This window comes from Flavilitoribacter nigricans DSM 23189 = NBRC 102662, assembly GCF_002646595.1.
Classification (GTDB): Bacteria; Bacteroidota; Bacteroidia; order Chitinophagales; family Saprospiraceae; genus Flavilitoribacter; species Flavilitoribacter nigricans.
The window spans coordinates 139,732-152,821 of record NZ_PDUD01000011.1; the positions used below are offsets into that span (position 1 = coordinate 139,732).

Here is a 13,090-nt window from a genome sequence, read left to right on the forward strand (position 1 = left end):
AAGCATAAGAACGGTGTGCTCAGTAAGACCTTTTCTCTATGGTAATTGTTGGCAGCCGTAATTTTTTTAATGTTTCGATTGCCGCTTGATTTATAAATTTCCATTCACTTGTTTTTACAAAATTTTCTATATCTGGTAAATTCTTCAGAGTATTGTCACTTATATAGTTGAATTTTTTGTCAAAGTCAGTAAGTATTGCTCTTTCCTTTTCACTAAATGCCATTTTAAATTGAGTGGATTCAGGATGATATAAGTCGTCCGCCCATTGACAGAAAAGTTCAGCCGATACTTGAGCAATCGGTACACTCTCCTGATATTTTAACTGGTGATCTTTAGAAGCCCACAAGTCCAAAATATCCAAGACGTTTTGTCTGATTCTTTTAGCTAATCCTGTATCGTCAATTTCCATCTTCTTTCTTATGGCGCGGCAACGGACTGCGCATGTCGTATATTCGCAATGTTGTGAGCAGTTTTTTACAATAATTCGATTAATTCCTTATCAATCCAAATCTAATACCATCAGACTGTTTCCCTTTTTCAGGCACCACTCTAAAGTACCCAGGATTTCCACCCTCCATCCAACCATGAATAAATGATACTCATAATATGGTCATAGGTAATCGTTTGAATTGCTGGCACTTCATACCCATTAAAGAACTTTACACGTTCTTTGGTAGGTGGTTCATCATAATAAATTTCCGGAAGACCCAATTCGGGAAAATGGTGCTCACAATGTTTATTCAATTTAGCCTTACAGATATCGTCTTTTACCCATAAATGAAAATTTCCCCAGTCTATATTTTCTGCAATAATTATAATACAGATATAGTATTCCCGTTCGGAAATACTTTCTAGGAACTTTTTCAATTCAATAACATTCGGAAAATATCGGTCTTTAAAATTATTATCTCCGTTCTTAGACTCATAGTCCAAATAGAGTTCAGGAGAGGATGTCACCTCTTTACCTTTTTTCTTTTTAAATAATTGGTTAAAAATCCACATATTCTGACAATTTAAAACTTTTGAATCTGGATGATTTTGGCTAACTCTCACTAATCATCAAAATTTTGACCTTTTCGCTGAAATATTGACGCTTATGTCTTGTCAGGGAATTGCCCCGCAACATCTTTGCAACCAAAGATAGGTCGCGTTATTTCTTATAATCCGCCGTAAATTTCACAGTAAGTGGAAAGCCAATACCACGCTACAACAATTGAGAGAAGCGCATCAGTTCCCATCTCCGCATCTAACTGACCACTTAACTTCATGAAAATGCATTTAGCACCAAAATCTCGACAATCCTTCTATCCTGTTCCCATAAGCCGTCATTAGCATTCACAACCGTCCACCCTTAACCTTCGACCGTCAACCGTCGACCTTCGACCATCCACCATCCACCAATTTCTCCCTATCTTAGTAACCACATAAATCACCGGCCCAAAGCAACCGCCGGACAGCACCAGAAATCGAACTTATGAAGAAAGTAATCATTACCGGATCTACCGGCATGGTCGGCCAGGGTGTCCTGCTGGAATGCCTGGATCATCCGCAAATAGAAAAAGTATTGGTCGTCAACCGGAGTACGCTCGGCATGGAACATCCCAAACTGGCGGAAGTCCTGTTGGCAGATTTCATGGATGTTGCTTCCGTAAAGGAACAGTTGCGGGGTTACGACGGCTGTTTTTACTGTATGGGCGTATCTGCGGTAGGGATGGACGAACAGACCTACACCCACATTACTTACGATACTACCCGGGCTTTTGTGGAGGTGCTCTATGAACTCAATCCGGACATGGTATTCAACTACGTTTCCGGTACCGGCACGGATAGCTCCGAAAAAGGAAGACTCATGTGGGCGCGGGTGAAAGGCCGCACGGAGAACCTGGTGCTGCAACGGGGATTCAAGGATGCTTATGCCTTTCGTCCGGGTGTCATCTTACCGGAGAAAGGCATCCAATCCAAGACCGGTTGGTACAATACCATGTATTCTCTTACCCGGCCCATATTTCCCTGGCTGAAAAAACTAAGTGCCGTTACCACCACGACCAAGGTCGGATTGGCCATGATCCATACCCTTTTCACCCCTTCCGATCAAAAGATCCTGGAGAATGTAGACATCAACCGGCTGGCGGAGTCCTGATTCGGTAAGATGAGATCAAAAAATGCTTGGGGGAGTTTTTAATCGCAATGTCAATTGCAATTACAATAGCAAGGAGGAGGCAGTATCCTGGTCTATCACTGACCTGTTCGTCTGATCTGGAGGGATTGAAATTGCTATTGAATTTGAAATTGCCATCTTTCTATTCTACAATCTGAGAACTGTATCCCCCTGCGCTGTACAGTGGCACCCCAAAAGAAAAACCCCACAGATCAACGATCCGTGGGGCCCTGTGTTTGGGAATGGTGTATGTCTCCGCGCGGGGCTTAATCCAGCGTCACTTCGTGAAAGTGGGTCGGCGGCATACCGATCACGAATTTACCGTTCTTATTGGCCGCCAGCTCGCGCAGTACTTCCAGTTGTTTGAGTTTGATCAGTTCGGGATGCTCCGCCACGGCCCGGGCCGTTTCCAGTTCGCTTTCCAGCTCGGCGCGCAGCTTTTCCCGCTCGGTTTCGGCCCGCAGGCGTACTTCCTCCTTTTCGGCTTCCAGCCGGCGCAGCCGGTCCTCGGCCTCGGCGATAGAGCGCACCTTGGCCGCTTCCGCCTCCTTGCGGGCTTCGATCAGCCGGGCTTCACTGCGGCGTTCCGTTTCCAGAACCTGGTTCATGATGGCCCGGAGATTACCCGGGAAAACGAGGTCTTTCACATCGGCACGCAGGATCTCCACCCCGTAGCCGGCGGCGGATCCGCTGACATCCTGCTTTACGGCGTCAGAAATATCATTCCGGTCCCGCAGGATCAGTTCCAGTTTACGGGAGGCCAGGAAGCGGCGGGCGGATAGCTGCACATCTTCGTAGATCCGGTCTTCGTAATTGGCCACGCGGTGCACAGCGGCGGTTGGGTCGAATACCCGGAAGTAGACCAGCACGCTGACGCGGATGGCCACCTTATCCGCCGTCAGGATCTCCTGCCCCTTGATCGTCAGGGAGCGCTCCCGCATGTCCACCAGACGAACGTTGCGTTCTATCTGGCCGAACCAGGGATTGTGAAAGCGGTGGCGTCCGGGTTCCAGTATCTCGACGAAGGCTCCGTTCTCGTACAGCAGGCCGACATAAGATTCGTTTACGGTGAAAGTTTTCATGGTCTGAAAGGTTTAATTTTTGGGATGTAGCGTCTGTCCGAAATCCGTTTAAACGGATTTCGGACAGACTAAAAAAATGGGAGCCGACATCTTTGCAATGTGAAGTACGGCAACCGGAGGATAGCGCTTCAGATCTCTTGGATGAAGGAGACGAAACCGGTCCCGCTCCGGCAAAGCGGACTCCCTCCCCGGTAACCTCCGGGGATCTCTTTATAAATGGTACAGTTTAATTTTTCTGTATATCGTTATTGCGTTGGAAGAAAGGCCGCCGATCCGGAGCCTTCCTGAGGAAGGCGGTCAGGCGTAAATTTCTTCGGGGCCGGCAGCACTTTTATTCGCGGAAAGTCCGGAATGTAAACAGGCGATGCCAGCTGTAGTAATTGCTGATGTCAATAGCATAAGCAGGTAATTATACTGGACAACATTTGGTTTTGTGAATTTGGATCGGACACCTTTTTAATAATCAGGGCAATCCACACTGGTCATCCACAAAATCAGATGCATCCTGGTATGCGTTGTTTGCTCCAATAAACTCAGTGATCCGCGAAAGAGTTCCGGTGCCGGGAAAAAATTGTGCATCGGCTCCATTTCCGGGATCGGACCCCGACATGATTTACGATAGCCAAAATGCGGTTTAATTCCGCCCAATAGCCCGAACTCAAAGGGTTCCGGGGCCAATTAGATGGAGAAAATCGGGGATTGATGTAGATTTGTGACCGTTTTGGCCAAAAAAAGATTGGCCTGTCCCTTTAGTTCATTAATTATAAAAATTGCATGCCATGAAAATGGATAAGTTATTTGCTGGTTTACTGATCCTGTTATTCGCCGGCCTGATCGCCTGCGATAATGCACCTCAGAGTACCGAAGAAACGGAGGACGAGACCGCCGAAGAAATGGACGCATCGAGCGCACAGTTTGGTGGTTTAGCCTTGTATACGCTCCGGGATACGCTGGGGAAAGACCCGAAAGCGGTGCTGCGCGAAGTAGCCGAAGTAGGGTACAAGTACATCGAAGCTGCCGGTTATTCGGATGGTAAGTTCTACGGAATGGCACCGGCCGAATTCAAGAGCTTTTTGGATGAGATCGGCATCACGCCACTCAGCTCCCACCACGGAGACGTGACCCTCGACAATGCCGACGCCATGATCGCGGCGGTAAAGGAAGCGGGTTTCAAATATTTTGTAATCCCCGTTCCGCCCATGGGTCATTTCAAATTTGATCCCGAGACCCGTTCACTCAGCATGAGTGAAGATCTGGAAGAGGTCATGGGCATCATCAATACGATCGCCGAAAAGTGTACGGCGGCCGGACTGGAGTGCCTCTACCACAACCACAACTTCGAGTTTGAAGAAAATGCCAAAGGTATTGTTCCGATCGATTACTTCATCGAGAACTCCGATCCCGAGCACCTCAATTTCCAGATGGACCTGTACTGGGTGACCAAGGCCGGAGCGGATCCCATCGCCTATTTCAACAAAGCACCGGGCCGCTTCAAGTCCTGGCACGTAAAAGATATGGATGCCGAGGGGCGTTTCGCACCGGTCGGTACCGGTTCGATCGATTTCGGAAAGATCCTGGCCCAGAAGGACAAGGCTGGCATGGAGTATTACTTCGTGGAGCAGGATATGACCTTCAATGAGACGCCGATGGAGGCGATCGAGATCAGCCACGAAGCGCTGAAAGAGATCGGCTTTAAATAAACGGTCAAAAAACACGCCGGATAAGGCTAAAGGCTGTCCGGTGTCAGGAACTAAACCTCAGTTATAAACTTTCCCTTTCTGCGGTCACTGTCCGGAAAAATTAACCCGAATGCAACGGGAGGATCGGCAGGACCTTCGGTATGCCCGGCATTTCGGGAACCCACCATTAGCTCATTACCAGCAATCCACCGTATACAGTCGGATAGCCGAGCCGCTATGCTTATCGTGTTATTGGTCCGAAAACCAGCAAGGGAAATACGGAAAGGAGATCCTGCAGCCGGGTTGTTTAGTTACTGCCCCCGGCTGATTCCAGTGCTTCGTCTTTACGGTCGTAGCGCTTCACGCGATTCCGTCCTTTAAAGGGAATGTAGCGGTAGGGACGTTCCTGAATATCCTCCATCAGCGAATCCGTACTGGTGCTGAGTTCCCTCAGATCGTAGTACAGCTGTTCGTCCTGGAGCAGTTTACCCAGGGTGCCTTCACCCGAGCTGAGCTTTTCCATGGTCATCGAAATGCCGCTCAGCGCCCGATCGGCGGTGGCCAGCGTGGCCTGCAGCCCGGCAATGGTGGCGTTCACTTCGGCCATAGTTTTGCGCAGGTCCGCTTCTACCAGTTGCCCGGACAGAGAATCCGCATTGGCGATAAAACTGGCCAGGGCTTCTTTCTGACTGTTCAGTTCACTGGTGAGCGAGTTGATATTGGCCATCGTACCTTCGATGGCTCCGGAGGAGCGACGCAGCAGGCCATCCACCTGGCGGGTGGAGGATTGCAGATTGGCTGTAGTCGCTTCGAGATTACGTAAACTTTTGGCGATCGGGGAGTTGCTGTTCTCGTCGAGCAGGGTCTGGTTCAGGGTATCAACCAGGGCGCCCATAACGTCTTTCAACTGTTCCATATAGGCTCCGAGATCATCGGTACCGATCATGGAGGCAAGCACACCGCGTATTTCTCCGTTCAGAAAAGCGCCGGATTCGGCGCAGTCATCACCCGAACAGGGGCGCTCGTACTCCAGGTATACTTTTTTGCCGCCCATGACACCGTCCGCCACGATCACTACATCCGTCTGTTTCGGGATCTTGTAATCAGCGCTCAGGGTCAGTTCGACCAATACCTGTTGATCATCATTGTCCAAAAGGGTAATACCGGTAACACTACCGACGGTTACACCATTGATCTGCACCGCAGTACCTTCCTGCAGGCCTGCGATATCATCGTATAATACCTGGAAGGTGTTGGATTTCTCCAAGATGTTATTGCCCAGGATAAATTTATAGCCCCAAAAAGCTAACAATAAGGCTGCGATAGCCAGCAGGGCCACTTTAAGTTCATTAGACATGCCTGATTCGGGTTTTTTCGACCTGCAAAAGTAATCTTTCTACCTTTGCCTGCAGCATAATACTTAGGATTTGTTCACAAAAGCTTACTTACAAACATTATAATGGTAAGATGAGTTGTGTCCGGAGTAAGTATTTGTTAGATCACCGGTTCGGATTGAGGCATTACGGAGGTATCCGCTTTCCTTTCGAACCGGTGATTATTCGGTAGGGTGTTGGTCGATTTTTCGTTCAGGCAGACTGGTAAGTGCTAAAAAACGGCGGCAGGAAACCCTACCGCAGTCCTTCGATCATCCGCTTACTGGCATCCGGTGACAACCGCTCTCCGTTGCGGTAGATCACGATAAAGGCATCCAGAAAGCCCTGATGCTGCAGGCGCATCCGCGCCTTATCGGCTTCTTCCAGATTCATGAAACTTCTCGCCTGGTATTTAAAGTAGTTGCCTTCCCGCACTACTTCTATCCGGTAATCGATATCCGCCCAGCGGGGGTGTTGGGTGTTGAGCGGTTTCGGAGAGGCCGCCAGCTGAACACAGAACAACAGGTCTTCGTCCGCATTCTGAGCGGCCGGCGTGACCGGTGGCGGCGGTAGATCTTCCACTGATTTCCGGGTGATCTGCGTGGTTCTGGCCGTATTTTGGTTCACGGGTACCGGGCTGGCACTGGGTGGCGCCGCCTGGGTTGGTGTGACATCCGTTTCATCCCCGTAGGGCGAGCGGATCATTACTCTTTTATCCGATGCTTCCGTTTTGTTCACCACCTTTTGGGCTACCGGCTTGTTGGCCGGCGGTGCCGGGGCAGCCGGGGCCGGATAGCGGACCGGGGCCTGATTGACCTGCCGGGGCACATCTTTGTTCAGGGGCTGATCGATGGCGATCACCGGTTGGCGGTTGCCGGCGGACGGGTCGCTGTTCACCGTTCGGCCGTCCAGCAGCGCGGCGGCGATCACATCGCTGTTGCCCACCGTGAAGGCTTCGTTCTCGATGATCTGTTTGTATTCGGCAAAGGCCAGTACCAGTGCATTGACAATAGCGCCCTGGCCTTCGTCGGATTTCAGGAAAGTCTCTTCCCGGTAGCTGCTCAGGAAACCGATCTCGGCCAGGATACTGGGCATGGTCGTTTCCTTCAGCACCACGAAGCCGGCCTGCTTGACCCCGCGGCTGCGGCGGCCGGCGGTATTGGCGGCGTGGGCTTCAAATTTTTCGGCCAGTAAAATGCTTTGTTCCAGATAAGCGTTCTGAAACATACTCAGCATAATGTGCCCCTCCGGAGAGTTCGGATCGTAATCGTAATTTTTTTCGTAATCTTCCTCCAGTAAGATGGAGGAGTTCTCCCGTTTCGCTACATTCAGGTTGTGATCGGCGGTATGGAGCCCCATGACGTAGGTCTCGGTGCCCCGGGTGGCCGAGCTGCCCGGCATATAGTTACAGTGGATGGAAATGAAAAGATCGGCATCCGCCCGGTTGGCAATCGCCGCCCGTTCGTAGAGGGGGATAAAAACATCTTTATCCCGTGTGAGGATCACCCGGATATCGGGAAATTTAGCCCGGATCTCTTCGGCCAGTTGCAGGCTTACGGACAGGGCAATATGCTTCTCCCGGGAGTTGGAACCGGAGCATCCGGGGTCCTTCCCACCGTGCCCTGCATCAATAACAATTGTTTTTATACGGTAAGGTACTTCGGGAAGTGCCAGCTCTTGGTTAACTTTGCCGCCCGAATGAACAAGATCAAATGATAACGAACTGTTAAACCCCTTAACGAACAGAGGCAAAAGGCAGATAAGTATCGTTTGGATGAAAACTGTGTACTTAATCATAGTTTGTTTTCCTGGGTTATTAAACGCAGTTCCGCCCCGAATGGGCACAAAATAAAGTAATTAATTACTTGAAAGCAAAAGTATTATATACAATTTTGTTCTTCCTGCTTGGGGGCTTTCATTTGATCGGCCAGCAACCGGATACTTTGGTTTTGCCCAAAACGGATCTGCTGTCGAATCCAGATACCCTGCCGCCCGGTGCTGATTCTCTGCTATTGAGCGCGGACTCCATTCCTCCGAGGTTTTCCGGCATACGTTTATCCAAGGATTCTCTGGATGCACCGGTGGAGTATTCTAGTGAAGACTCTATGATATACGATATTGCCGGACAAAAGATACATCTCTACGGCCAGGCGGAGGTCGCATATCAGACCATAACGCTGAAAGCGGCCCATATCGTTTTTGACTGGAGTACAAATATCGTCACGGCTGCCGGAATGCCCGATAGTTTGGGGCGCCGGTCGGGAATTCCCGAATTTGCCGACGGCGATCAGCAGTTTACCGCCGATAGCATGCGTTATAACTTCGATACCCGCAAAGGTATTGTGTACGATGTACGAACAGAATATACTGATATCGTGGTACACGGTTCGAAAGCGAAGTTCGTCAGCGGTACGCCCACTTCGGATACTACCAGTACCGATGATATCATTTACAATCAGGATGCCATATTCACTACCTGCACCGATCCGGACCCTCACTTCGGCATTCGCAGTAAAAAACAAAAGGTAGTACCCGATAAGTTGGTCGTGGTGGGGCCTTCCAATCTGGAGATCATGGGCGTGCCGACGCCGCTGTGGCTGCCCTTCGGGTTTTTCCCGATCTCGAAGGGGCGCAGTACGGGTCTGCTTTTCCCCAGGGATTACGAATATTCCCCGCAGTGGGGATTCGGATTGCGGGATATCGGCTGGTATTTCCCACTGGGCGAACATTTCAATGTTTCTCTGAAGGGGAATATCTACGTGAAAGGGACCTGGGGACTCGGCGCCGAAACCCAGTACGCCAAGCGCTATAAATACAGCGGTAGTGCCAGTATCGCCTTTGATAAAAGACGGGTGGAGAACGCCGAAGGGCTGATCGATAAGCAGAAATCCTTCTCCCTGCGCTGGACACACAACCAGGCGGCTACCGCCCATCCTACCAGTCGCTTCGGTGGATCGATCAATTTCCAGACCAACGATTACCAGAGTCGGGTGTACAACGATGCGGACAACGTACTGCAGAGTCAGTTGAGCTCAAACTTCAGTTATTCCAAGAACTGGGCGGATAAACCCATCAGCCTCAGTGTAGCCTTCAACCACTCGCAGAACACCCAGTCCAGAGAGGTAACGGTCAACTTCCCGACCATCGACTTTCAAACCCGGACCATCTATCCCTTCCGGAGCAAGAACAGCGTGGGCGGCAAACGGCCCTGGTATCAGGATATCACCATGCGGTATAAGATGCAGGCGAAAAGTACTTTCCGCGGCATCGATACGACCTTCTTTGAGCAGGAAACCTGGGATCAGGCCCAATTTGGTGTGCAGCAGGATGTATCGACGGGGACGTCGTTCAAGATCCTGCGGTATTTCAACCTGAACCCCAACGTATCCTACAAGGAAGTTTCCTATTTCCGCTCGCTGCGCAAGGATTACCTGGACGGCGTAGATGTGGAAGCCGATACCACTTTCAACCCCATCACCGGCGAACAGGAGATCGATATCTCCAAATACGGAACGGTGCTGGATACCATCGTCACCGGCTACGAAAGTTACCGGACCTTATCGGCCGGGGTGAGCCTGACCACGCAGGTATTCGGTACCATGCGCTTTAAAAAAGGCTGGCTGCGGGGCGTACGCCACGTGATCAAACCGACTTTTACCCTGGGATACCAACCGGATTACCTCAATAATCCGAATTATTACCGCTTTGTCCGGGATCCGTATTCATCGCCGGATGATCCCGAATTCGACCAGTACAGTATCTTCGAGAACGGGATCTACGGTCGCCCGCCGGCCAGCGAACAGCAGATGGCGCTGAGCTATTCCTTCACCAATATTTTTGAGGGGAAATATTTTTCCAGAAGGGATTCGACGGAAAAGAAATTCAAATTCTTCGATAACATCTACATCAACGGGCAGTACAACTTCGCCGCGGATACCCTCAAGTGGAGCCGGGTGAATATGAGCGGTACCACCCGTTTTTTCAAAGGCATTACCACCCTGAGTGCCCGGGCGATCTTTGATCCCTACATCCAGGAGCGCAACGAAAATGACGTTTTTGTCCGTGTGAATAAATCGGCCTGGCGGCAACGCGGCAAACTGCTGGACTTCGTCAATGCCTCCGCCAGCCTGAACACGCGCCTGACCGTGAGCAAGATCCGTGCCCTGTTCCAGGGGCAGGAAGAGGAAGTGGTGGAGAACGTGCAGGAGGAGGAAGAGCGACAGCGCAGCCGGCGACGGGAGGAAACGGATTTTCTCAGTCTGTTCGAAAATTTCAGCATCAGCCACAATATCGTCTTTAACCTGGATCGTGTCTACAAGGACGACAATGTGTTTAAAGATACCTTCAATATCCGGACCCACTCCATCGACCTGCGTGGCAATATCGATCTGACCGAAAAATGGCGGATCAACATCTCGCGGATCGGTTACGATTTTGTCCGGAAACAACTCACCTATCCTTCTCTCGGGTTCAGCCGGGACCTGCACTGCTGGGAAATGACGATGAACTGGGCACCCACGCGGGGTACTTACAGCTTTTCCATTCGCGTGAAACCGGGTACGCTGGATTTCATCAAACTACCGTACGAACGGAACAATGCTGATGCGATAAGGGCATTCCAGTAAGCTGGGCGGGATCCGAAGCTTGATCCCGCAGCCACCGCTATGTCCCGTCCGGATCGCCGGATAGCATATCTGATACCAATCAGGGGTTAAAACTGGAAGGAATGTGCCTTTGGGCACAAAACGTAAGTAGCAAAATGACCATTTCCCGGCTTAGCGTGTTGTAGGTACGCTATGTAAACCTACGGCACGCTGAACTTACACCTACAGGACTTTTGGCCCCTGATTAGCATATCTACTACCCATCAAGGAAGTGAAAATAGCCGGCGGATCTACAAATAAGATTGATCATATTCATGAATATTTTATTTTTACGGGAAACCCGCCGGAAGCGTTCTCTCTGATCCGGCTAAACCTGTTATACCATGAAATCTGCGTGCTCCGCTCTTAAAACTTTCAGCCTGCTCCTGCTTTTAGCTGGCCCGGGCGACCTCTACGGGCAAACCATAGAATGGCTCATCGAGCCGACTTATCCCTACGGAGAAATGCTGAACTATCAGTATCCCGTTCTCGGCAACCGGGAAGAAGCCTATACTTACCAAAATGGGGAGGTAGTGCCATTCAAAGGGGCGTTTTTCAGGCCACTGGATGTGCACGATAATGAAAAATACGACTACTATGTCCTGGGCGGTGACTCTTTGTACCTGAAAGAAAGAGGCACCCTGAACCTGAGCAAGGGGATCTACTGGTCCGATGCCGCTTATTCGCACCAGACGGATATCAGCGCTTATAACGATCACGTGCTTTACCAGCGCAACGATAGTGTATTTTACAACAATGTAGGGCAAATAGCAGAGCGTTACATCGGCCCTTCGTTTTATATTGGGCCCATCAATTCCCGCTACATTACCAAGATCGTTCACGGAGAGAAAAACAAGACCATTTTATTGGATTTTACTGGCCGGATCATCGCTGAGGAAGGCGAAGGAGAACAGTATTTAGACAATTATCCCCACCTGATCATCGTAAAAACGGGAGAGCGTTTCAGAATACTCAATCTGGAGGGAGAGGAAGTCATGCCCACTCGGGGCTTCAGTAGCTACGCTCCCCGTTGCGTGTACAATGATTCGGTACTGATCGTCCAGGAAGGTATCGCGAGTGTTTTTTTTAAATGGGATAAAGTCGTTGATCCCGGCACCGTATTTACCCAGGTAGATCATTTCCCGATCGCGGTCTCCGGCGTTTCGCACAGTTTGTTCAAGGTCCGTAAAGGATCGAAATACGGGATCATGGATTCCAATTTCGAACTGATCGTGCCGCTGAAGTTCAAGTCCATCAGTGCTGCCCTGAGCGAGGACGGCTATATTTACGGTAATGCACCGGGGCAGAGCACCCTTTTTAATCGTCTGGGAGAAGAGATCATTACGCTGCCGTATGATGGAATTAGATTTGTTTGTGAAGACCGTTACGCCGTCATGAAAAACAATAGATGGGGCGTAGTAAATGGTCAGAACGAGGTGATTATTGATCTTGATCTTTACTTTGAAACCAGTTACCCGAATATTCAGAGTATGGAGGTGAACGGCCATCCGCTGATATTCGTGTCCGTAGATAGAACGAAGGTCCGGAAAATATACGATCGGGATGGAAACCTGCTGGGACAATTCGTTTACACCGATGAAACCGGGGAACCCCGCCTGTTTTACGATTTCGTCTGGCACGCCAGAGCCCTGACCCCGTCTGTTATAGAAGGTGCCGTTGCGCAGGGATTGGATCTGAATGCCTACTGGATAAGATCAGTTCAGTTTGGGGAAAATGATCGTTGGTGGGGGATTGTTGACCGTGCGGGCAATGAAGTGCTGCCCGCCAAATACGATAAGATACATCGAATCCCCGGCACCCAGGTTTTTATCTGCCGGAATAGCAGCAAACAGTACGGACTTTTCCGTATCCGCTAGCTATACCCATCAGGCCGCAGGGCTGTTCAGTTCTATAAAAACGCAATGGGAATTTTTCAATTACAATGTCAAGCACAATAGCAATAGCAAGCAAAAGGCAGCTTTCTGCTCCGATTTTGACCTTTTCGCCTGATTTTGAGTTATTGAAATTGCTATTGCCATTGAAATTGCCATTTTTTATATTCAATAATTTGAGAACTGAACAGCCCTACCCATCAGGTCGGGATCCCGGTAGAGAAAAAAATCCAGGGCCCGGTTGCCCGATATCGCAAAACCTT

Annotated in this window: 9 protein-coding genes; 4 read left to right on the forward strand and 5 right to left on the reverse strand. The window is 50.0% G+C overall.

Annotation, left to right across the window (positions count from 1 at the left end; all coding sequences use genetic code 11):
• Nucleotides 1-19: 19 nt before the first annotated feature.
• Both CRP01_RS07875 and CRP01_RS07880 read right to left on the reverse strand, forming a co-directional pair.
• Nucleotides 20-409: a hypothetical protein gene (locus CRP01_RS07875; protein ID WP_099149476.1), complete on the reverse strand. Its 390-nt coding sequence runs from the start codon at nt 407-409 to the stop codon at nt 20-22.
• A 140-nt stretch (nt 410-549) separates the two neighbouring features.
• Entirely contained in the window at nt 550-1,053 is a 504-nt protein-coding gene (locus CRP01_RS07880) for a hypothetical protein (protein WP_170110275.1), read from the reverse strand.
• 421 nt (nt 1,054-1,474) lie between these two features.
• Between CRP01_RS07880 and CRP01_RS07885 the strand changes: the two genes are divergently transcribed.
• Nucleotides 1,475-2,140, forward strand: a complete 666-nt coding sequence (locus tag CRP01_RS07885) for an NAD-dependent epimerase/dehydratase family protein (RefSeq protein ID WP_099149478.1) — start codon at nt 1,475-1,477, stop codon at nt 2,138-2,140.
• 284 nt (nt 2,141-2,424) lie between these two features.
• Here the strand turns inward: CRP01_RS07885 and CRP01_RS07890 are convergent, their stop codons facing one another.
• Complete coding sequence (locus CRP01_RS07890) at nt 2,425-3,240, reverse strand: SPFH domain-containing protein (protein ID WP_099149479.1); 816 nt, start codon at nt 3,238-3,240, stop codon at nt 2,425-2,427.
• 785 nt (nt 3,241-4,025) lie between these two features.
• Between CRP01_RS07890 and CRP01_RS07895 the strand changes: the two genes are divergently transcribed.
• A complete protein-coding gene (locus CRP01_RS07895; protein ID WP_099149573.1) occupies nt 4,026-4,940 on the forward strand; it encodes a sugar phosphate isomerase/epimerase family protein in 915 nt (304 codons plus the stop codon).
• 286 nt (nt 4,941-5,226) lie between these two features.
• On the opposite strand, the gene CRP01_RS07900 is transcribed toward CRP01_RS07895, so the two are convergent.
• Nucleotides 5,227-6,276 (reverse strand): MlaD family protein, encoded by a 1,050-nt coding sequence (locus CRP01_RS07900; protein ID WP_099149480.1) that lies wholly within the window; start codon nt 6,274-6,276, stop codon nt 5,227-5,229.
• Between the two features lie 271 nt (nt 6,277-6,547).
• Nucleotides 6,548-8,089: an N-acetylmuramoyl-L-alanine amidase gene (locus CRP01_RS07905; protein ID WP_099149481.1), complete on the reverse strand. Its 1,542-nt coding sequence runs from the start codon at nt 8,087-8,089 to the stop codon at nt 6,548-6,550.
• Nucleotides 8,090-8,157: 68 nt separating this feature from the next.
• Here CRP01_RS07905 and CRP01_RS07910 point away from each other — a divergent pair, with 68 nt between their 5' ends.
• Together CRP01_RS07910 and CRP01_RS07915 are read left to right on the forward strand one after the other, a co-directional pair.
• Nucleotides 8,158-10,917 (forward strand): putative LPS assembly protein LptD, encoded by a 2,760-nt coding sequence (locus CRP01_RS07910; RefSeq protein ID WP_143473312.1) that lies wholly within the window; start codon nt 8,158-8,160, stop codon nt 10,915-10,917.
• Between the two features lie 362 nt (nt 10,918-11,279).
• Nucleotides 11,280-12,812: a WG repeat-containing protein gene (locus CRP01_RS07915; RefSeq protein WP_099149483.1), complete on the forward strand. Its 1,533-nt coding sequence runs from the start codon at nt 11,280-11,282 to the stop codon at nt 12,810-12,812.
• The last annotated feature ends 278 nt before the right edge of the window (nt 12,813-13,090 follow it).